We start from the raw sequence: 21981 nt of genomic DNA on the forward strand, positions 1-21981 counted from the left end.
CAATTTAATTCTAGGATTTCCCAATGACAGGCAAAAAGAAACGCGGATTATTGTCTTGGTTAGGTTTTGGTGATGAAGAAAAAGCCGAACAACCAACAGTAGAACAACAATCAGCAGAAGAAGGCACTGATACTTTATCTCAAACACCGTCTCAAGAAGACAGTATTGTTGAGAGTGTAGTGGAAGACGCACAACTTGAACAGTCTAAAGAGACTGAAGTGCTTTCAGTTGAAGAAAATAAAGAAGAAAACAAAGCTTCAGTTGAAGAAAGCGAAAAGAGTGCAATAGAGCCACTCATCGCAGAAATAGAATCGGTAAACCCAGAGTCTGCAGCTGAAGTGACCGTGGAAGAAGTTCAAGAAAAACCAACAGAAAGTTTCTTTGCTCGTTTAAAGCGTAGCTTACAACGTACAAAAGAGAATATTGGTGCGGGTTTCTTTGGGTTATTCAGCGGTAAAAAAATAGATGAAGAGCTGTTTGAAGAATTAGAAGAACAACTACTGATTGCTGATGTAGGAATGGATACAACAGTTAAGATCATTGACAGTTTAACTGAGAAAGCCAGTAAGCGAGACCTGAAAGATGGTGAAGCACTATATGGCTTATTAAAAGAAGAAATGTCAGAAATTCTAGCGAAAGTGGAACAACCGTTAGAAATTAATGAGAAAAATATGCCACACGTTATTTTAATGGTGGGTGTAAATGGTGTTGGTAAAACAACGACCATTGGTAAGTTAGCAAAACAGTTCCAAAGTGAAGGTAAGTCAGTGATTTTAGCCGCTGGTGATACGTTCCGTGCTGCGGCGGTTGAACAACTTCAAGTATGGGGCCAACGTAACGATGTGCCTGTAATTGCACAACACACTGGAGCGGATAGTGCGTCAGTGATTTATGATGCGATTGAAGCAGCAAAAGCTCGTAAAGTGGATGTGGTGATTGCTGATACTGCTGGTCGCCTCCAAAATAAGAGCAATTTAATGGAAGAATTGCGTAAAATTGTACGAGTAATGCAGAAGATAGACCCAACAGCACCACATGAAGTGATGTTAACGCTTGATGCTGGTACTGGGCAAAATGCCATTAGCCAAGCAAAACTATTCAGCGATGTTGCCCCAGTAACGGGGATTACATTGACGAAATTAGATGGCACAGCAAAAGGTGGGGTTATCTTCTCTATTGCCGACCAATTTCAAATCCCAATTCGTTATATTGGTGTTGGTGAAGGAATTGATGATTTACGTCCATTTGTGGCGCAAGATTTTATTGATGCATTATTTAGTCGTGAGGAATAACGCGTGATTCGATTTCAGCAAGTGTCGAAAGCCTACCGTGGCGGTCGTCCAGCATTACAAAAAGTAAACTTTCATCTTAATCGAGGTGAAATGGCTTTTTTAAGTGGTCATTCTGGTGCGGGTAAAAGTACCTTGCTGAAATTGATCTGTGCTATTGAGCGTCCAAGTGATGGTAAAATTTTATTTAATGGTCATGACATTACTAAAATTTCAAATCAAGACATTCCTTTTTTACGTCGTAATATTGGTATTGTATTCCAAGACCATAAATTATTGATGAATAGAACGATCTTTGACAACGTAGCATTACCAATGCGAGTGGAGTCAGTGCGTGAAAATGACATTAAACGCCGAGTTTCTGCTGCGTTGGATAAAACAGGCCTGTTAGATAAAGCCAAAAGTTACCCGATGCAATTATCGGGTGGTGAGCAGCAACGCGTAGGTATCGCTAGAGCCGTGGTAAATAAACCAATGCTACTTTTGGCAGATGAGCCAACAGGTAATTTAGATCCTCAGTTGTCTCGTCAAGTATTTAACTTGTTTGCAGAGTTTAACCGTGTTGGTGTTAGCGTATTAATGGCATCTCACGATTTATCTCTTATTGGTGGTAATAAATATCGTCGTTTCGATTTACATCAAGGTTGTTTGCGTGAGGTAGCAGATCATGGCTAAACATAAACCTAAAAACACCCAAGGAGCATCTAATGATGGTTTTTGGGCGACACATAAAAAACAAGCTAAACTTTCTTTTCAAGAGTTATTACGTCGCCCTTTAGGTAATTTATTAACGCTTGCTGTGATAGCAATGTCATTGACGTTACCATCTAGCATGTATTTAGTCGGTAAAAACTTAACGATCGTCGCTTCTAAATGGCAAGCGCCTTCACAAGTCAGTTTGTATCTACAACAAGAAGTTGCTGAGTCTAAAGTTCAAGATTTAAAAAGTGAGCTTGAAGGCTGGAAAGAAGTTGAGGCGGTTAACTACATCTCTCCACAAGAAGGGTTAAAAGAACTCAGTGAGCAATCTGGCTTTGAGCAAGCTCTTACTTTACTTGATAGCAATCCACTCCCTGCAGTGTTAATTGTCTCTCCTAAGAGTGACTGGCAAGATAAGGATAAAGTAAATCAATTGGTGAATCGTCTTAAGCAACAGTCGTACGTGAATGAAGTACGTTTAGATGATGATTGGCTGGTTCGATTAGAGGCGATTAAGCATGTCGCAGTTGTCGTTGCAACAACACTCGCTATCCTTATGTTTGTTGCTGTTTTCTTGATTGTGGGTAATACACTACGCTTTAATGTATTAGAGCAGAAAGATGAAATCCAAGTAATGAAATTGGTTGGTGCTACCAATACCTTTATCTTACGCCCATATTTATATACCGGCATGTGGTTTGGATTATTGGGCGGATTTATTGCTTGGCTATTTACTGCCATCATTACCGTTACGCTGAATGGTGCTGTAGATAATGTCGCGGTATTATATGAAAGCGTATTTAGATTAGTTGGACTGACATGGGATGAAAGTTTGTTATTACTGATGTTATCGTCCTTTTTAGGTTTATTTGCTGCGCGTATTTCAGTATTACGTCATTTAAAAGAAATTGAGCCGGTATAGCGTTTATATGTACAAATAGCCTAGAACGATCATTTATCTGATCACGATCTTATGAAACCGTTAATTCCTTGAATTAGCGGTTTTTTTGTGTTTTTTTTGTTAAAAAGTGAACTTAGTTAACAGAAGTGAGTCCATAAAGTGTGGATAATTCTCCGCCTTTCACTTGCAGTCTGCTCATTTTAAGTACATTATTGCAAGGTTAAGTTAAGTAATACCAAGAAATAAATGGGGATTTGAATGTCGAAAGAGATGTATTCAATGGCAGCCGTTTCACAAGATAGCATTGATAGCTATCTGCGTTCTGTTAATAGTTATCCGATGCTAACAGTGACAGAAGAGCGTGAACTGGCCGAGCGTTTACACTACAAAGAAGAAATAGAAGCAGCGAAAGAGCTTATTTTATCTCATCTTCGTTTCGTCGTGCATGTTGCTCGTGGTTATTCTGGTTATGGCTTGCCTTTAGCGGATCTTATCCAAGAAGGTAATGTCGGTCTTATGAAAGCAGTAAAACGTTTCAACCCTGAAGTGGGTGTTCGTTTGGTTTCCTTTGCTGTGCATTGGATTAAAGCTGAAATTCATGAATACGTACTAAGAAACTGGCGTATTGTGAAAGTAGCAACGACTAAAGCGCAGCGTAAACTGTTTTTTAACTTAAGAAAGAATAAAAAACGCCTTGGCTGGTTTAATAACGGTGAAGTTGAAGCGGTTGCAAAAGATCTTGGAGTATCTCCTTCTGAAGTGAGAGAAATGGAGTCTCGACTTGCTGCGCAAGATTCAACGTTTGAAGCACCAACAGAAGATGATGACCGTGATATGGCTTTCACGGCACCTGTTTATTACTTAGAAGATAAACAATCTGACGTGGCTTATTCTTTAGAAGAAGATAATTGGGAAGATTACACCAATAATCGTTTAGCAAATGCCATTGCAACATTAGACGATCGTAGTCAACATATCGTGCAATCTCGTTGGTTAGCTGATGAGAAAGTGACATTACAAGAATTGGCTGATACTTACCAAGTTTCTGCTGAACGTATCCGTCAACTTGAAAAAAATGCGATGAAAAAACTAAAAGACGCGGTTGGTGATGTTCTTTAGTTAATAAGCATAGAATAAGAATCAAATAGAAGGCTGATCTCTTTGGGGAGCAGCCTTTTTTGTTTTTAGCCCCTGTTCATTTGAGCTGTTTTTATAGTTTAAGTTGATTATTTATCTTGTGTATAACTAGGGAGTTAGCTGTTTAGATCTTGCAATATGGTTTAGAAAGCGAGATAAAATAAAGGATTAAGTTAAGAACTACTATCCACACATTAAAAAGGATCCTTACTACATGTAGTGGATCTATTTTATTTAAACCACTTTATCAACGCAATCCACAAGGTTTTCCACAGGTGAGTGAAAAATGAGCAGTTTTTGTTTGGTCATAAAAATATGTGGATAATAACTTTGTGTATAAGTTGTTTTTATCCTTACGTACTCTGTGTTTTTCTTGTGGTTAATCAGAGGTACAATAAAGAAAAAATAGAGAGTGGAAGTCAAAATGGAACAGTTTCAACATATCTCAGTAGTCGATGCTCAATATAAACTACAAAATAAAGATCTTAATGCGGTGATCGTCGATATTCGAGATCCCCAATCTTTTTCCCGCTCGCACGTCGATGGCGCATTTCATTTAACTAATGACACCATTGTTGAGTTAATGAATACAGTGGATTTTGAACAACCAGTATTAGTGATGTGTTATCACGGGCACAGCAGTCAAGGTGCTGCTCAATACTTACTAAACCAAGGTTATGATGAGGTTTATAGTGTTGATGGTGGTTTTGAAGGCTGGCATAAAGCAGGGTTACCTGTGGAGAAATAAAATTATATGCAGAGATTAATCGCATTATCCAATCCAAGAGCAGGGCAGGCGTTTATTGATTATATGGCATCGAGGCATATCGATATTCGTATGATGCCAGAAGGAGATGGTCAGTTTGCGTTATGGGTGGTATCTGATGATGCTTATCTACTGGAAGTTGAGTCGGAACTTCAGGCTTTTTTAAGTGATCCTAACAATACGAAATATCAGTCTGCCTCTTGGGATATGGCTGATACACGAACAGCAAAGTTTGCTTATGGTTCGCCAGATCTCATGAAGATGATTAAAGCAAAAGCGGGATTCTTTACTTTATTCATCATGGCGGTTTGTATTGTTATTTTTGTACTGCAGCAGCTAGGTTGGAATAATTCGATTTTTCAAGCGTTGCATTTTCCTGCAAGTCAGGAGCAAAGCATGGAAGTATGGCGCTGGTTTTCTCATGCATTACTGCATTTTTCTGCAATGCATATCATCTTTAATTTACTGTGGTGGTGGCAGTTGGGTGGAGACATTGAGTTACGTTTGGGGCGAGCCAAGTTAGTTCAACTGTTTTTATTCTCAGCCTTATTTTCAGGATTAGGGCAGTATTGGATAGAAGGGGCAAACTTTGGTGGCTTATCAGGCGTAGTATACGCATTGCTAGGTTATTCTTGGTTTATTGGTTGGTTAGCTCCAGAGAGAGGCATTTCTGTCTCTAAACCGATTGTTGGCTTTATGTTGGCATGGATAATTCTAGGTTATGCTCAACCTTTTATGGCCATTGCGAATACGGCACACCTTGCTGGTTTGGTTACTGGCTGTGTGATAGCTGCAATAGACAGTAAGCTGAAAAACGCATAGAAAAGAAATAAAGAGAATAAAAAAATGAGCAAGACATTCGGTGCCTTGCTCATTTTTATTTTGATATAAATATAAATTCAGGTATTACGATAACATCGCTATTACTGATAAATATATTTGGTAAAGAGTAAATCTACCGCGAGTGTTTTCCCTGTCTCAGCGAGTAAGAGTTCATTGATTGCTGTTAAGCATTCTTTTCTGATCTCTTCTCTACCTGCGAGTGATTTAATTCTCTGTTCAGGCTGTTGGCCTAGTACTTCTACTAATGCATTTCTAATCTGTGGATTGTGATGTTCTAAATTAGGCAATTCACGATTATCGGCCACTAAAATATCAACACGGATTTGAATGTACCCGAGTCTCTTTCCTGCGGTTACAAAGTTTGTTGTTAAGTCTGGAGCTAAAGTAAAGTACCCCATTTGAGGACTACCTTCTTCTTCAGCAAAAACAGTAGGGGCAAAAAGTTGGCTAATAATTAGCAGTAACCCTACAAATAATGATTTCTTTGTCATTTTCTAATCCATTCGTCAGTCAATTTATTTTATTACTTGTTACAATAGTCGGCAGTTGTGAGAAAAAATTAACCGTTATCTCTCAATATAATCGATATATGTGAGAGATGTTATAGAGAATATGTCAGATATCAATTCTTGGTGTGCTTCTGTTCTGAAAAAAGTGCAGTGGCAAAAAGCCGATAGCTTTAAGTGTCATAACGAATGGCAGCAATATTGGTTGCTTGGGTTAGACTCATTATCTCGCCGTTTAGAGCAGCATTGCCAAGTGCTGTCTGTATCGGTTTTAGATAATACTCATATTAATCCGAGTTCATTAACTGAAGAAGAAACTAACCTTCTTAGCAAAGAGGTTTGTTTACGAAGAAAGGTGATCTTAAAGGGAGATCAGACTTCCTGGATTTATGGTCGCACGTTAATTCCACTATCATCGCTTCAAGACCAACCACACGACTTAACACGTCAAGGTCATGTACCATTAGGTATTACGGTCTTTAGCGCTAAGAGTGTCCATAGGGACAAGCTACAAGTCGCAAAAGTCATGACGGAGAAAGGGGAGTTATTTGCTCGTCGTTCTCGTTTATGGATGAATGGAAAACCAATGTTGGTTGCAGAGTTGTTTTTACCAAATGCACCTATTTACTCAAAGGAAATGGAATCATGACCATGTCAAAAGCACAGGCGTTTTGGCAATTAACTCGAATGAATCGACCTATCGGTTCGTTATTGCTTTTATGGCCAACATTGTGGGCATTGTTTTTAGCGGCGGATGGACTCCCTGATTGGCATGTTCTGATTGTATTTGTACTCGGTGTTTTATTTATGCGTTCTGCGGGTTGTGTGATTAATGACTTTGCTGATCGTAAAGTCGATGGCCATGTAAAGCGTACCGCAAATCGTCCGTTACCTTCAGGACTTGTTTCTTCTAAAGAAGCACTTACGTTATTTGCTGTTTTGGTGGTGTGTTCATTTTTATTAGTGTTAACCATGAATACGTTAACGATCATGCTATCGGGAATAGGGATAGTGCTTGCCATCGCTTACCCATTCATGAAACGTGTTACCTATTTACCTCAATTTGTACTAGGTTTGGCATTTAGTTGGGCTATTCCAATGGCGTATGCAGCAGAATCAAATCAAGTGCCACCTGAAGCGTGGTTGTTATTTGTGATTAACGCGTTATGGACGATAGCCTACGATACGCAATATGCAATGGTAGATAGAGATGATGATTTAAAAATTGGCATCAAATCAACGGCGATTTTGTTTGGTCGTTTCGATAAGCTCATCATAGGCCTACTGCAATTAAGTGTCCTGACGTTATTGATTATTCTTGGTTCTCAGTTAGTACTTTCGAGTGTGTACTATTGGGGAGTGTTAGCAGCAGCAGGATTTTTTGTTTATCAGCAATGGTTGATTAAAGGTCGTGAAAGAGAAGCATGTTTTAAAGCCTTTCTAAATAATAATTACGTCGGTGGTTTAGTATTTATTGCGATTAGCATGAGCGTGTTAATTTAAGTTTTCGACTTATCGATAAAAAAAGCCAGTATGAGACTTTCAATAAGAAATATCATACTGGCTTTTTTATATCTTAAAGAAAATTAATCTTCTTTGTTCATAACTGCTTGGATGGTTAGCTTTATCTCTGGTGTTAATAGTTTTGAGATGTCATGAGCAAAAGGAGTGACTTTTTCAAGTACAGCATTTCCATCTCTGTCTAGATAACCTTCGGTTTTTAAACTATTAAACAAGATACCAAAAACCCCTTTATCGAAGAACTCTGGAGCATTAATTCCATGTAGACGGCTTAAACGCTGAGCCATTATTTGGCTTTGCTCTTCTAATTCACTCTTATCTAATTCAGGAGACGCTTGTAAATGCGTAAGAGCAATTGCATAGCGTTGTAGTGTTTCTGAAATAGTATGAGCCAATAAGTGAAGTTTACGAATATTGCTTGGGTTAAGTTGTAAAAGACCATTTTCGAGTACGATTAACTTTTGACGAACTAATTCATCAATATGTTGGTTAACCACATCGCACAAACCTTCGTCTCCATAATGCAAAAATAACTCAGCTTTAAGGAATGGGTAGATTTTTTGAATCTGTTGTTGGATACCATCAACAGAAATTGAACGAGACTGCACAACTAATTTTGCAATTAATGATGGTAATGCAAATAAGTGAATAATGTTATTACGGTAGTACGTCATTAGAATTGACTGGTTTCTATCTAATGAAACAATTTCACCGAGTGTGTCTTTTTCAATAACAAACTTATCAAGAGCAATAGCATGTTCTAATAGCTCTTCAGCACTTTCCATTGGTACGGTAGCAGTGCCTGAATAAGGAATGTTTCGTAGCAGCTGTAAGTAACAATCTAACTGTTCAGTCAGATCTTCTTTACTTAATGCTCGCTGACGAGCCGCAAGTAATGCCGTTGCACATAACGTTAATGCATTGGCAGCCACCGCATCGTTAATATGTGTCATCATCTTATTGGCAATTCCATTTACCACGGGGACCATCCACTCTGGTCTTTGTGGCTCTATAGGATTAATTGATTCAGACCAATTTGGTGCGTGTTCATTTAAATAATGGTTCAGCGAAATAGGCTCACCAAAGTTGACGTATCCTTTACCGAAATTGCGCAGTTTACGTAGCGTGCGTAATACCTGTCCTGCATTTTCTTTTTCTTTACGCTTACCTTGCAGCTCTTTAGCGTAAGTGGTGACTTCCATTACGTGTTCATAGCCAATATAGACTGGCACAAGCGTTACTGGGCGGTTTAACCCTCGCAGCATAGCTTGAACAGTCATTGCTAGCATTCCTGTTTTTGCTTCCAATAAACGGCCAGTACGTGAGCGTCCGCCTTCACTGAAATACTCAACTGAATAACCTTTTGCAAAAAGTTCTGCTAAGTATTCACGGAAAATTGTCGAGTAAAGACGGTTACCTTTAAAACTACGACGAATAAAGAAAGCTCCGCCACGACGGAAGATAGGACCCGCAGGGAAGAAATTTAAGTTAATGCCAGCTGCAATGTGTGGTGGTACTAATCCTTCATGATAAAGCACATAGGAAAGCAACAAGTAATCCATGTGGCTACGGTGACAAGGAACGTACACAATTTCATGGCCTTCTTGTGCTAGCTTACGTACAGTAGACGCGTTATTAATGTTTAAACCTTGGTATAAACGGTTCCATAGCCATTTAAGAATACGGTTACCGTTTTTAATCAGTGAGTAAGAGAAGTTTGTTGCGATTTCTTCCATAATACTCATGGCTTCTTTACGCACTTTTTCTACATCGACGTTACGCGTTTTAGCTTCTTCAAGAATGACCTTTTCAATCGCTTGTGATTTTAATAAACGATTAAATAGCGCTTGGCGATTAGGTAGATTAGGACCAGAGGCCGCCAATTTTTGACGAGAGAAGTGAATCTTAGCCACTCGTGCCAGTTTATGGGCAATCGCTTCATCTGCACCGTGGTTATCTGCCATATAGCGTAAAGATACCACTGGGCTGATACGGACGGTTGAATCACGTCCTGCTTTAATTAACGTTACAAATTTTTGAGGGCCATTCAGAGGCATCAGATGAGGTTTACTCGTTCCTTCTTTTCCTGGTCTTCTTCCCCATAAAATTGAGGTTGGGATCAGTTGAAAGTCTGCGTCTTTGTTTTCTTCGTGATGCTTTAGAACGATTTTAAATAGATCTAGAGATTCTTGTGGTAGGTCGTCATCAGTATCGAACATTTTAGGTCCGATAGATGTGAACACGTAGCGTGGGTATTCCACATCATCAATTGTGATCGGAGAAAGAGGATCTGGTAACCCTAGTTCTAATGCACTTTTTTGTAATGTCAGTAAATCAACATGCGAGCGAAATGGCAGGGCATAGATGATTGGACGCTCAAGATCGATCTTAAGGTCTTCAATTGGGTTCGATGGAATCGACGTACTCTTCACCATTACTGATAATGGCAATTTTAGCAAAGAGTGATAAATAGTGTGTCCTGTAGACATAATGACAATAACGCCTTAGTTATGTACCGATCGGTCGGTTTATATAGTTGCTTACAATTTCACGGCAAGAATAGCAGAACTGGTCAAACCTTTTAATAGAAATGAACAGATTATCCACAATAGTACGAGTAATATGACATAAAAGTCGTTAATTTTGCCGTCTTTTTAATCAATAGGTCTTTCAAAGCATAGCACAGCTGTATATACTCACAGTTAACTGTATAAACAGACAGGTGATTTATGAAGCCGCTAACGGCAAGACAGCAAGAAGTCTTTGAGTTAATCAAAGCAAAAATTGATGATACTGGCATGCCACCGACACGAGCAGAGATCGCTCGTGAGTTGGGATTTCGTTCAGCGAATGCGGCAGAAGAGCACTTAAAAGCCCTTGCTCGTAAACAGGTTATCGAGATTATTCCTGGCGCTTCTCGAGGTATTCGAATTCTTTTACAGGATGCAGAGAATGAAGAGCTTGGTGTTCCTTTAATTGGTCAAGTGGCAGCAGGAGAGCCAATTCTTGCTCAAGAGCATGTAGAGAGTCACTATCAGGTTGATCCTGGCATGTTTAAACCACAAGCTGATTTTCTATTGCGAGTGAATGGGGAGAGCATGAAAGACATCGGAATTATGGATGGCGATTTGCTAGCGGTTCATAAGACGCAAGATGTTCGTGATGGACAAGTGGTTGTCGCACGAGTGGATGATGACGTAACCGTTAAACGTTTAGAGCGTAAAGGGTCCATGGTTTTCCTTCATGCAGAAAATGAAGAATTTGCTCCAATTGAAGTAGATTTAACATCACAGAGTTTAAGTATTGAAGGTCTTGCTGTTGGTGTTATCCGCAGTACAACTTGGATGTAATACTTACGTATAATTACTATTCATTTAGATAATCTTAGGAATGAATATTATTAAATTGTCATTATCGCTTGTTTTTCTTAAATAGAACTTTACAAGTGGTAATGATAGTTATTATCATCTACTTTCTTTCATAGGAGATGATAATGACACAGCTCGGCCATAAAATTCCTTCTCGCCTACTGCAACCTCTGTGGTTAAGAAGCCGTGAAAGTATGATCGATAACGGATTAATTTACGATCCCATTGCAGCTGCTGCATGTCGACATTGTCACCTCTCTTCTGACTGTCTCTCTGGAGATATCGATCAAAAGCAATTACTCCATGCCACTCTTACCGTTCAATGTGATCAATACGTTTCTCGATTTCTAAAATCTAATCCATCGGGGTGGGTGGTGAATGTCGGTGCTGGTCTAGATACGCGTTTTTATCGATTAGATAACGGTCGGTGTCATTGGCTGGAACTTGATATCAATGAAAATCTTCTCTGGCGACAAAAGCTGTTTCATACCAATGAGCGTTATTATTTGCGCTGTGGCTCTGCAACAGAAGAAAGCTGGGTAGATAACCTTCCCGTGCCACACGATGTACCAGTAATGATTGTCTGTGAGCATGCATTATTAGAATGTAATGAAAAACAGCTAGCGAAATTTGTCCAGTTATTGGGTCGTCGTTTTCATCATGCAGAGGCGTTGTTTGTGGTGGCGGGGGATCGCTGTAATACCATGATAGGCAAAAAGCTCGGCAGTATTGAATATCAACATGGTTTATATCAACCAAAGCAACATTTTACGGGGTGGCTACCGTGGATAGAAAAATTATCTGTGACATCGCCTCTTGATCATGATTGTACACGATGGAAAGTATGGCAGCGCTGGTTGTCTAAATTTCCACTTTTTAAGCACAGAGTAACGCCATTGTTAATTCATATGAATTGGTGAATGTGTGAAACAAATTAAAGTAGCAAAGGTTTAGGTTCAAAAAGAAGTAAGTAATAATACGATTACTTTTCAATCTTGGTAGAGCTTATGCTACAGGCACTAAAAAACCTTTCTCTACACCGACAGGTATTAGCGTTAGCTATTCCTATGGTGCTTTCAAATATCACTATTCCGTTATTAGGGTTAATTGATGCTGCTGTCATTGGCCATCTCGAACACGCATGGTATTTAGGAGGGGTTGCAGTAGGCGGCACCATGATCAGCGTGACGTTTTGGTTGTTGGGTTTTTTACGCATGGCAACCACTGGTTTATCTGCACAGGCGTATGGCGCTGAAAATAAAATGTTACTGAGCCAAACATTTTCTCAGGGTATTTTTTTAGCGATCTGTTTTTCTTTTATTCTTCTTCTTTTTCATCAACCTCTTTCTTACGCTATTTTTTCTTTTAGTGACGCAGCACCTGAAGTTAAGTTGTATGCCGAGCAGTATTTCTCTATCCGTATATGGAGTGCCCCGGCAGCGTTGAGTAATTTGGTTATCATGGGCTGGTTACTAGGAACGCAAAACGCTCGTTACCCTATGTGGCTTGTGATCATTACTAACGTTATAAATATCGTACTTGATTTATTATTTGTGGTTGGTTTTGATTGGAAAGTAGAGGGGGCAGCATTTGCCTCTTTCATTGCGGACTATTCAGCTTTGGCCATAGGCTTGTTCTTTGTCTTGAAGCAAAGCAAAAAATTAGCGTTACCTCGTTTCATTATGCCAATTGCAGATCTTCTTTCTGGTTTTAAGCGTTTATTTAAATTGAATCGAGATATTTTCTTACGCTCATTATGCCTACAAGCGTGCTTTACTTTTATGACTTTTCAAGGGGCATCATTAGGAGTAGATATTGTTGCAGCCAATGCTGTATTGATGAGCTTTTTGATGATGATTTCATATGGGATGGATGGCTTTGCCTATGCGATGGAAGCGATGGTAGGAAAAGCTATCGGAGCGAAGAGTAAATCTCAGTTATCTGATTCTTTAATTGGTACGACTTTTTGGAGTTTCATTATTAGTTTGATACTTAGCTTAGCCTTTGGGTTTGGAGGTTATCAATTAATTTCAATGATTTCTTCTATTGAAACGGTACAACAAACGGCGCTTATTTATCTTCCTTGGCTTGTTGCTATGCCATTAGTGTCAATGTGGTGTTTCTTATTGGATGGGATTTTTGTTGGAGCAACTAAAGGTTCTGAGATGAGAAATTCAATGTTTATTGCGATGTTAACCTTTTTTACCATGTGGTGGTTAATGCAAGATTACGGTAACCATGCATTGTGGGCAGCGATGTTATCTTTTATGGCTATGCGTGGTATCAGCTTAGCAATTACCTTTTCTATACAATGGCGAAAAGCAATTTTCCTATGATAGGCCAAATGGTTTATTGTATTGATAATTAAATAGAAAATGGGGTAAGTTAATGCTTACCCCATTTTCGTTCCGTGTTGCTGATAATGGTTAGAAAAGTCTATTTAATCCATTAAGAGCAGCAACACGATAAGCTTCGGCCATCGTTGGATAGTTAAATGTTGTATTTACAAAGTATTCAATACTATTGGCGTCGCCTTTTTGCTCCATAATGGCTTGCCCGATATGAATGATCTCAGCGGCACGCTCACCAAAGCAATGTATTCCTAATATTTCTTTAGTTTCACGATGGAAGAGAATTTTCAGGCTGCCGATATCCATTCCCGCAATTTGAGCGCGAGCTAAATGCTTAAAGGATGCTCTTCCTACTTCATAAGGGACTTTTGCAGCAGTTAACTCTTGTTCCGTTTTACCAACTGAGCTAATTTCGGGAATGGTGTAAATGCCTGTAGGGATATGATCAATCAGTTGTGCTTCTGCTTTGCCTTTTGTGATTGCTTGAGCTGTGAAACGGCCTTGATCGTAAGCGGCGCTCGCTAGGCTTGGATAGCCAATGACATCTCCAACCGCATAGATATGCTCAACTGTGGTTTGATAATTGCCATTTACTTTGAGTTGCCCACGAGAATCCGCTTCTAATCCTACCGCTGGCAAATTAAGTTTGTCCGTATTCCCAGTTCGACCATTGGCAAATAGAATGCAATCGGCTTTCATTTTTTTACCAGACTCAAGATGCATCACGATACCATCATCATTGGCTTCAATGCTTTCAAAATTTTCATCATTGCGAGTAACGATACCGCTGTTCCAGAAGTGATATGAAAGAGCATCAGACATTTCATTATCTAAAAAGGAAAGTAAACGGTCTCGAGTATTAACAAGATCGACTTTGACTCCTAAACCTCGAAAGATAGAGGCATACTCACTACCAATAACGCCAGCGCCGTAAATAATAATATGTCTAGGATCATGCTGTAGAGATAGAATGGAATCACTGTCATAAACTCGGCTATGGTTGAAGTTAACTCCAGCTGGGCGATATGGACGTGACCCCGTTGCGATAATGAATTTATCTGCGGTATAAGTTTCGATAGAGCCGTCTTTTGCAGTTACGGCGATGGTATTTTTCTCGACAAAACTGGCTTCACCGAAGATAAGTGAGCACTGATTGCGGTCGTAAAACCCTTGTCGCATTCTCGTTTGTTTATCAATAACACTTTTCGCATGACCTAAAATATCCGAAAAAGTAGAGTGAAGACTGGTATTATTCTTACAATAAAGAGGGTTTGAGTTAAATTCAAGAATACGGCTAACGGCATGACGCAGTGCTTTGGATGGTATGGTTCCCCAGTGAGTACAGCCGCCACCAACACTGGGTTCTCTTTCAATAATAGCAACGTTTAGGTTTGCTTTTGTCAGTCCCATAGCGGCGCCTTCTCCCCCTGGGCCACTTCCAATTACAATGGCATCAAAATGGGTTGAATGTGTAGGGGTCGAGTTAGTCATTATTAGCGCCTTATTATTATCAATCTCGCAACATTGCTAGTGAACTATTTTAACCTTTTCATTCGTTTGGTAAATCAAGTGAGTAAGATAGAGTGGAGAGGATCACGTTGTTTATGGAAATCCATAGGTTTATGGATTTCATTATTTACATCGATAAATAGAAATCGATAATGTGAATGAGCGAAAAGTTTGTGATACCCATTAAATTAAATTGTGCAATATACGGTAAAATATATGTATCCTGAATTTGAAGCTGATGATCTCAATGTAGCATCAGAAGTGAAGCGACCAGTAACGGCAAAAGGTGTGAGAGCACTACAGAAAGAAAGAACTCGTCGAACCATTATCGATGCAGCTTTTTGTCTACTATGTGCTGAAAGAGGCTTTACGAGCTTAAGTTTACGTGAAGTAACGAGAGAAGCAGGAATAGCCCCAACGTCTTTCTATCGTCATTTTAAAGATATGGACGAATTAGGGCTCACCCTGGTTGATGAAGGTGGCTTGATTTTACGCCAACTAATGCGCCAAGCTCGTCAGCGAATTGTGGTTGAAGGAAGCGTGATCCGAACATCGGTTGATACCTTTATGGAGTTTATTGAAAGTAGCCCCAACGTATTTCGTTTGTTATTACGAGAACGCTCTGGAACTTCACCGGCCTTTCGTGCCGCAGTAGCAAGAGAGATCCAACATTTTGTCGCGGAACTAAGCGAATATTTAGTTGCCACAACAGGAGTGCCTCGTGAAGATGCATTAGTGCAGTCTGAGGCTTCAGTAACGTTAGTATTTAGCTCTGGTGCTGAGGCATTAGATCTGGATGCTGTGCATAGAAAAGAATTATCAGAAAGGTTGATTTTTCAGTTACGAATGCTTTCTAAAGGCGCCTATTGGTATCGTAAAGAAAATGATCAATAGAATACAGTTACATTGATCGCAGTGAATCAATGTTTATAAGAGGTAATAAAGCATGACAAATGAAAATAGTAGAAATGAACGAAAAACATTAGTGCTATCAGTGATAACTGGTCTTTCTCTGAATGCTGTTTGGGTTGGATTTACAGTAACAGAAGTGGCTTTTTCAATTTTTCCAATCATAGCATTGGTTTTAGCTGCTCAAGGCCTGTACCAAGAATACTTACGTCAACCTGAAAGTGAAGATACTTCGTTGATTGCTGTCGCTTGTTTCTTTGTCGGTTTATTTGGTCATTCTGCTTTTGTGAAGGCGCAATACCCAGAAATGGGAGGTAACTTCTTCTCTATTCTTGTTGCATTAAGCTTATTACTTTGGATTGCGGTAAAAATGGGTTTTTTAAAAAAGAAAGATGAACCTGTAGATGCTTAATTAGTTAATAAAAGAAAAGGCTCAGAATGTAGTGTTCTGAGCCTTTTTTCTATTTATTATTTTCTTTCTAAGAAAACACCCGCTTCCATATGATGTGTATATGGGAATTGGTCAAATAGAGCAAAACGGGTAATGTTGTGCGTTTTACCTAAAATTTCTAAGTTTTCTTTTAGTGTCTCAGGGTTGCACGAGATATACATAATACGTTCATAACCCTGAACCATTTTACAAGTGCCTTCATCCATACCTGAGCGTGGTGGATCGACAAAAATGGTATTGCAGTTATAGCTTTTTAAATCTACGTTTTGATCTTTTAAGCGTCTAAATTCACGTTTACCTTCCATCGCATCGGTAAAGTCTTCTGCAGACATACGGATGATTTGAACATTATCAATATTGTTTGCTGCAATATTATATTGTGCTGACTCTACTGAAGGTTTTGCTAATTCAGTCGCTAGAACGCGATCAAAGTTTTTAGCTAAAGCTAATGAGAAGTTACCATTACCGCAGTAAAGTTCTAATAAATCACCTTGGCTGTTTTGAGTACAGTCTACCGCCCACTCTAGCATTTTTTGTGCAACAACACCGTTTGGTTGGGTGAAGCTATTTTCAACCTGCTTATAAGTTAAAATATCGTCGTTAACTTTTAGTTTTTCAATAACAAACTCTTGGTCCAGTACAATCTTCATTTTACGAGCACGACCAATAAGATTCAGATTAAAACCTTCATCATTTAAGCGTTGTTTTAGTGCTTTTGCTTCTTCTTTCCAAGCATCATCTAATTGGCGGTGATAAAGCATTGAAACTAAGATTTCACCGCTTAGAGTGGATAAAAAGTCTACTTGAAACATCTTATGACGCAAAATTTTGCTTTCTTTTACCGCTTCAGTCAGTAATGGCATTAAATCATTAATGATACGGCTGGCTGGCAAAAAGTAATCGACACGGTATTTTTCTTTGGTTTCTTGGTTGAACATAACGTAATACATTTCGTCATCTTCATGCCAAACTCGAAACTCTGCTCGCATACGGTAGTTTTCAGCAGGAGAAGAAAAGACTTCCAATTCAGGAACGTCAAATTCAGAAAACATTGCAGACAGTGCTTCTGCTTTTTCATCTAATTGTACTTGATAATTTTCTGGGTTCATGACGGGTTGGGTCATTGTCTTGCCTCACGCTGCTCAAAATAAGAGCGCCGATTTTATGCGATAGAGATCTGTTGTCCAGTATTTGTGTGTGATTGATCGAAACTAATTGAGTAAAAGAGGGAATACTAATTAGCTAAGCCTAGACAAATATAGTGTACGTCATTACTATTTCGGCCATGTTGGTGCGCTATTTTTATATTCGATAATAGCCTGAAAAGGGAATCTGGTGAGAATCCAGAACTGACGCGCAGCGGTAAGAGAGAACGAAGGTACAAATTTTCACACTATTATTTTTCTTTATTAAATGAATAAAGAGAATGATGGGAAGTGAGTACTGTAGGTTAACTGCTCTCAAGTCCGAAGACCTGCCAGCAATATGCGATACATAGGTATTGCTATATGGACTTAACGCGATTTTAGGAAACAACGGAAATGAAAAAAACAGCCCTTGCGACTGCAATAGTGTCGCTGCTTTCTCACGCCTATACTTCCCCTGTATTTGCTCAAAACACCACAACTGAAACTGATGAAACTATGGTTGTTACTGCTAATCGATTTGAGCAGTCAGCTAAAGATGTTATTGCGCCTATGAGTGTAGTAACCAAAGAAGATATTGTTCAAATTCAAGCAAAAACGATGACAGATATCTTAAGGTTACAACCAGGAATAGAAGTTGCCAGCAATGGTGGTATTGGTCAGAATGCATCTATTTTCATGAGGGGTACCAATTCTGATCATGTACTGATTCTAATTGATGGCTTTAGGATGAATAGTTCCATTAAAAGTGGAATGAATATTAATAAGATCCCTGTAAATCAAGTAGAAAGAATTGAAATAATTCGAGGGTCTGGTGCCGTAATGTATGGTTCTGACGCTGTTGGTGGTGTGATTAATATCATCACTCGAACATCTTCTGATGATCTATCAAAATCAGCGACAATTGGTGCAGGTAGCAATAAATATAAAGAAGGAAACTTTGCTGCTAATACTAATGTAGGTGAAAGTGGACATTTAAAAATGGCAGCTGGATTCACTCAAACAGAAGGTTACAATGTTAATCCACAACCGGAATTAAATGATGGGGATAAACATGGTTTTGAAAACAGCCAGTTTATGCTGAACTATGATCACCAGCTTTCTTCTTATGTAAGCCTTTTTACTGGTGTTAGGTGGTTTAATAGCACATCAGAATATAACCATTATACAAATACGAAATCTCGTTCAGAATCAGAATCCACCGTTTATTCTTCAAAATTATCTTTTCATAAAGATGTGGTGTCTTCAGAACTCAGTATTAGTTATCAAGACGACCAAACGTTGGAATATCATGAGAATGGCGACCTCGATTCAGAACAAAAAATTGATCAGTTAAATATGCAATGGACTAACCAAATCAAATTGGCGGATGACTGGTTAGTTAATGCAGGTGTTGATTGGACTGATGCGAAAGTGAAAGCCGATATTACTGATTGGTCAAACAAGGTGATTATTAATGAAGGTGAGAGTCGTGCGTCGACTGGTGTATATCTTGGGACCCAATACCAACTAGAACAATTAAAATTAGAAGCAAATACTCGATTTGATAAGCATGATAAGTATGATGAGTATACAACGTGGGGAGTTGGTGCGAGTTATCAAATTAATGATATTTACAAAGTAAGCAGTGCCTATAATACAGCGTTTAAAGCACCATCATTTTATGACTTATCGACAGCTCCTGATTTAGAACCTGAAACATCAAAAAACATTGATGTGAGTTTAGCTGCAGCATACAACCTAGTTGATGTTAATTTATCTCTGTATAAGAACAGTGTTGATAATCTAATTGTCTATTATGATGCCCCAAATTTTGCCGGTTATAGTGCAAACGTTGATGCTGATATTAAAGGTGCTGAATTAGAATTGTTATTTGATACTGGGATTGTTTCTCATACATTGATTGCTGAGTATAAAGATCATGAAGATACCGAAGGTCAACAGTTAGCAAGAAGAGCAAAACAGAATTATAAATGGATAGGGAGTATGGGTTTAGGTGATTTAGATTTGAATCTTTCTTATATTTATACAGGGAAGCGATCTGATCTTCCTTCTGCGCCTGGAGTTGAAACTGCTTATCTTGACCCGTATTCACTGTGGAGTGTAGCTGCTGCTTATTGGGTAACGTCAGATCTTGCGATTCGCGGGCGAGTTGAAAACTTACTTGATGAAGAATATGAAACAGCAGGTGGGTATAAACCAGCAGAGCGTTCATATTATGTTAGTTTAGATTATCAATTTTAATTTTACTTAAACCGCCTTCATCGGCGGTTTTTTCTTTTCTGAGGTTTATATGAAAAAGAAAGTCATCATCAGTTGGTCATCAGGGAAAGACTCAACATTAACCCTTATTCGCTTGCTTAATAATCCCGAGTATGAGGTTGTTGCTTTATACACTACTCACGTAGCAAACGAAGTGCCTTTTCAGGTAACTTCTATTTCTGTTGTCCAAATGCAGGCTGATCTAGCTGGTTTACCAGTAATAACTATTGAATTGCCTACCGTGTTCCCTGCCAACAATGAATATCAAAGTTTAGTCGTAACTGGTTTAAAGGAATGTGGAATTGAGTTTGATGCAGTTGCCTTTGGCGACATGTTTTGTAATGGCATTGTCGAATACCGTAAAAGCTATATAGAAGCTGCCGGTTGGGAGTGTGTTTTTCCATTGGTAGGACAATCAAGTCGTGAGCTAGCAGAAGAGATCATTAACTGCGGAATTAAAACCATCCTTGTTACAACGGATGGAACTCAGTTAGATAATCAATTCTGTGGTCAAGAATACACAATGCAGCTACTTTCTGAGTTACCAGGGCAAGTTGATCCATGCGGAGAAGATGGTGAGTTTCATACCCTGGTAATAGAGGCGCCTTGTTTTCATGGTTCGATTGAGCTGTCTAGTACAACAATTGATGAGCAAGAACGATTTACTCATTTACGTTATCAGGCTTCTGTTTTACAAAAATAGCATTAACGGTATGATTAGGGCCTAATCTTCATATCGACTTAAAGAGTCTGTGGTTTCAGTTATGCCAAAACATATTTTGATTTTTGATTCAGGCATCGGTGGATTATCTGTATATAAAGAGATCCAATATCAATTACCTTTAGCAAAGTATATTTATGCTTTTGATAATGCTGCGTTTCCATATGGTGAACTTACTGAATCAGTGCTAATAGAAAGAACAACACATATCATTTCTCAGCTTTGTACGAAATTTGCTATAGATATCGTTGTGATCGCTTGTAATACCGCCAGCACTATTGTGCTACCAACACTTAGAGGTAAGTTAACCATTCCAGTGGTTGGTGTTGTTCCTGCTATAAAGCCTGCAGCTCTTGTATCAACTAAAATAGGACTTCTTGCTACTCCGGCAACGGTTAAGCGAACTTATACGTATGAGTTAATTAAGTCATTTGCTCCGATTTCTGATGTTCAACTATTAGGTTCAACTAGATTGGTAGAAATGGCGGAAGAAAAGATGATTGGGGTGGATGTTGATCTCAAAGAGTTAAAAGATATTTTATCTCCTTGGCAAAATAAGGTAGATACGATTGTTCTTGGCTGTACTCATTTTCCATTTTTGAGAAATGAAATAAAAAAAGTACTTAATGGTAATGTGTTACTTATTGATTCAGGTGAAGCGATAGCAAGAAGAGTAAAGCAGTTACTAGGAGAACACGAAGAGGATAGGAGAGAAATGATAAAAGGAGAAGTTTATTGTAGTGCCCCAACAAAGAATGAAGAGGCACTAAATAAAACATTTCGAGAATTAGGGTTTAATTCTCTTCAATATTTGGATTACCCGAGGTTTTAGGATCATTAGCAATACGAACTTTTAGCGTACGCTGATCAAATTCGTTATTGTTTAAGTTTTCGATAACGTTATCCGCATCTTTACTTGCAACAACAACAAAACCAAAGCCTCTTCTTTTACCTGTTCGTTTGTCTTTCATCAGACGAACTGCAAATACGTCACCGAACTCAGCAAACAGATCTTTTACGTCTGACTCATTAGCACGATAAGGTAAATTACCAACATAAAGGGTAGTACTTGCTTGATCTGTATTCTGATCTTCATCAGAAGAAACCTTGGTACTTGATTTAGTTGGAGACTTAGTAAGAGTTAATAATGTAAAACCTGTAATTACTGCGCCAAAAGCGAAAGCAAAAGCCGGAGATACAGCGATTGGTAATAAAGAGATTGCACCTGCACCTAGTGCAGCAATAGCAATGATAATAATATTTGAATTAGTAGATTTCATGATAAGTAAGGTCTAGTAAATAAATGGAAAATGATGAATTAACAATAAAATCACATCGATACTACTTATATTATTTATCAATTGCCAACTAATTAAGTCATTGTTCATTTCTTGTAGGCCTTTTGTGTGAAAAAAAGTGATCTGCGTAGAAAATAATCACTTAGAAGGGAATTATTAAAAAGTACTTGCGAAAGTGTTCTACCTCCCTATAATGCGCATCCGTTCTCAAGGGAAAGCTGAAGTTAAGCATTTAATGAGAATTGAGTTTTGAGTTGTTTGAAATTATTTTAAATAACGCTTGACTTAACTGTCGGGCTCGATAA

21 protein-coding genes and 1 riboswitch are annotated in these 21981 nt (G+C 38.7%); of the genes, 16 read left to right on the top strand and 5 right to left on the bottom strand.

The features are described from left to right. The first annotated feature begins 23 nt into the window (after nucleotides 1-23). The 6 genes from ftsY (at nucleotide 24) to glpG (ending at nucleotide 5614) form a co-directional block, all read left to right on the top strand. Nucleotides 24-1292 carry a signal recognition particle-docking protein FtsY gene (gene ftsY, locus PVK71_RS16080; RefSeq protein ID WP_274419971.1) on the top strand — a complete coding sequence of 423 codons (1269 nt, stop codon included), beginning with the start codon at nucleotides 24-26 and terminating at the stop codon, nucleotides 1290-1292. 3 nt (nucleotides 1293-1295) lie between these two features. Further along, entirely contained in the window at nucleotides 1296-1964 is a 669-nt protein-coding gene (ftsE, locus tag PVK71_RS16085; protein WP_130045696.1) for a cell division ATP-binding protein FtsE, read from the top strand. Continuing rightward, a complete protein-coding gene (gene ftsX / locus PVK71_RS16090) occupies nucleotides 1957-2910 on the top strand; it encodes a permease-like cell division protein FtsX (RefSeq protein WP_130087932.1) in 954 nt (317 codons plus the stop codon). Before ftsE ends, ftsX begins: the two co-directional genes overlap by 8 nt. Before the next feature lie 237 nt (nucleotides 2911-3147). Continuing rightward, nucleotides 3148-4008: an RNA polymerase sigma factor RpoH gene (gene rpoH / locus PVK71_RS16095; protein WP_274419976.1), complete on the top strand. Its 861-nt coding sequence runs from the start codon at nucleotides 3148-3150 to the stop codon at nucleotides 4006-4008. A 442-nt stretch (nucleotides 4009-4450) separates the two neighbouring features. Then, on the top strand, nucleotides 4451-4774 hold the full coding sequence (gene glpE / locus PVK71_RS16100; protein WP_274419978.1) for a thiosulfate sulfurtransferase GlpE: 324 nt from the start codon (nucleotides 4451-4453) through the stop codon (nucleotides 4772-4774). Between the two features lie 6 nt (nucleotides 4775-4780). Next, on the top strand, nucleotides 4781-5614 hold the full coding sequence (glpG, locus tag PVK71_RS16105; protein ID WP_274419980.1) for a rhomboid family intramembrane serine protease GlpG: 834 nt from the start codon (nucleotides 4781-4783) through the stop codon (nucleotides 5612-5614). Between the two features lie 101 nt (nucleotides 5615-5715). Here the strand turns inward: glpG and PVK71_RS16110 are convergent, their stop codons facing one another. Then, nucleotides 5716-6126, bottom strand: coding sequence for a flagellar basal body-associated protein FliL (locus PVK71_RS16110; protein WP_274419982.1), 411 nt, complete (start codon nucleotides 6124-6126; stop codon nucleotides 5716-5718). A gap of 121 nt (nucleotides 6127-6247) precedes the next feature. On the opposite strand from PVK71_RS16110, the gene PVK71_RS16115 reads away from it, so the two are divergent. Both PVK71_RS16115 and ubiA read left to right on the top strand, forming a co-directional pair. Further along, the gene (locus PVK71_RS16115; RefSeq protein WP_274419983.1) at nucleotides 6248-6790 is read left to right on the top strand and encodes a chorismate lyase; all 543 of its coding nucleotides are present in this window, start codon (nucleotides 6248-6250) and stop codon (nucleotides 6788-6790) included. Further along, on the top strand, nucleotides 6787-7644 hold the full coding sequence (gene ubiA / locus PVK71_RS16120) for a 4-hydroxybenzoate octaprenyltransferase (RefSeq protein ID WP_274419984.1): 858 nt from the start codon (nucleotides 6787-6789) through the stop codon (nucleotides 7642-7644). The genes PVK71_RS16115 and ubiA overlap by 4 nt, the downstream gene beginning before the upstream one ends. Nucleotides 7645-7727: 83 nt before the next feature. On the opposite strand, the gene plsB is transcribed toward ubiA, so the two are convergent. Continuing rightward, complete coding sequence (gene plsB, locus PVK71_RS16125; RefSeq protein ID WP_274419985.1) at nucleotides 7728-10151, bottom strand: glycerol-3-phosphate 1-O-acyltransferase PlsB; 2424 nt, start codon at nucleotides 10149-10151, stop codon at nucleotides 7728-7730. A 240-nt stretch (nucleotides 10152-10391) separates the two neighbouring features. Here plsB and lexA point away from each other — a divergent pair, with 240 nt between their 5' ends. The 3 genes from lexA to dinF all read left to right on the top strand — a co-directional run bounded on the left by lexA (nucleotide 10392) and on the right by dinF (nucleotide 13366). Beyond that, nucleotides 10392-11012, top strand: coding sequence for a transcriptional repressor LexA (gene lexA, locus PVK71_RS16130; protein WP_130045705.1), 621 nt, complete (start codon nucleotides 10392-10394; stop codon nucleotides 11010-11012). Nucleotides 11013-11155: 143 nt separating this feature from the next. After that, nucleotides 11156-11950, top strand: coding sequence for a class I SAM-dependent methyltransferase (locus PVK71_RS16135; RefSeq protein ID WP_274419987.1), 795 nt, complete (start codon nucleotides 11156-11158; stop codon nucleotides 11948-11950). Nucleotides 11951-12037: 87 nt separating this feature from the next. Further along, nucleotides 12038-13366 carry an MATE family efflux transporter DinF gene (gene dinF / locus PVK71_RS16140; RefSeq protein ID WP_274419988.1) on the top strand — a complete coding sequence of 443 codons (1329 nt, stop codon included), beginning with the start codon at nucleotides 12038-12040 and terminating at the stop codon, nucleotides 13364-13366. A gap of 90 nt (nucleotides 13367-13456) precedes the next feature. On the opposite strand, the gene sthA is transcribed toward dinF, so the two are convergent. After that, a complete protein-coding gene (gene sthA / locus PVK71_RS16145; protein ID WP_274419989.1) occupies nucleotides 13457-14872 on the bottom strand; it encodes a Si-specific NAD(P)(+) transhydrogenase in 1416 nt (471 codons plus the stop codon). A 234-nt stretch (nucleotides 14873-15106) separates the two neighbouring features. Between sthA and fabR the strand changes: the two genes are divergently transcribed. Further along, nucleotides 15107-15784: an HTH-type transcriptional repressor FabR gene (gene fabR, locus PVK71_RS16150; RefSeq protein ID WP_274419990.1), complete on the top strand. Its 678-nt coding sequence runs from the start codon at nucleotides 15107-15109 to the stop codon at nucleotides 15782-15784. 52 nt (nucleotides 15785-15836) lie between these two features. Beyond that, nucleotides 15837-16211 (top strand): YijD family membrane protein, encoded by a 375-nt coding sequence (locus PVK71_RS16155; RefSeq protein ID WP_130045709.1) that lies wholly within the window; start codon nucleotides 15837-15839, stop codon nucleotides 16209-16211. A gap of 56 nt (nucleotides 16212-16267) precedes the next feature. On the opposite strand, the gene trmA is transcribed toward PVK71_RS16155, so the two are convergent. Next, the gene (trmA, locus tag PVK71_RS16160) at nucleotides 16268-17374 is read right to left on the bottom strand and encodes a tRNA (uridine(54)-C5)-methyltransferase TrmA (RefSeq protein WP_130049218.1); all 1107 of its coding nucleotides are present in this window, start codon (nucleotides 17372-17374) and stop codon (nucleotides 16268-16270) included. Nucleotides 17375-17522: 148 nt separating this feature from the next. Next, a riboswitch (cobalamin riboswitch) is annotated at nucleotides 17523-17746 on the top strand. Between the two features lie 45 nt (nucleotides 17747-17791). Here trmA and PVK71_RS16165 point away from each other — a divergent pair. The 3 genes from PVK71_RS16165 to murI all read left to right on the top strand — a co-directional run bounded on the left by PVK71_RS16165 (nucleotide 17792) and on the right by murI (nucleotide 21210). Next, on the top strand, nucleotides 17792-19639 hold the full coding sequence (locus PVK71_RS16165; protein ID WP_274419991.1) for a TonB-dependent receptor domain-containing protein: 1848 nt from the start codon (nucleotides 17792-17794) through the stop codon (nucleotides 19637-19639). A 49-nt stretch (nucleotides 19640-19688) separates the two neighbouring features. After that, complete coding sequence (locus PVK71_RS16170; RefSeq protein ID WP_274419992.1) at nucleotides 19689-20360, top strand: ATPase; 672 nt, start codon at nucleotides 19689-19691, stop codon at nucleotides 20358-20360. A gap of 61 nt (nucleotides 20361-20421) precedes the next feature. Next, nucleotides 20422-21210, top strand: coding sequence for a glutamate racemase (gene murI, locus PVK71_RS16175; RefSeq protein WP_130049215.1), 789 nt, complete (start codon nucleotides 20422-20424; stop codon nucleotides 21208-21210). Here the strand turns inward: murI and PVK71_RS16180 are convergent. After that, nucleotides 21173-21658: an RNA recognition motif domain-containing protein gene (locus tag PVK71_RS16180; RefSeq protein WP_274419993.1), complete on the bottom strand. Its 486-nt coding sequence runs from the start codon at nucleotides 21656-21658 to the stop codon at nucleotides 21173-21175. The genes murI and PVK71_RS16180 overlap by 38 nt on opposite strands. Between the last annotated feature and the right edge of the window lie 323 nt (nucleotides 21659-21981).

The sequence above is a fragment of the Aliivibrio sp. S4MY1 genome, from assembly GCF_028765545.1.
Taxonomy (GTDB): domain Bacteria; phylum Pseudomonadota; class Gammaproteobacteria; order Enterobacterales; family Vibrionaceae; genus Aliivibrio.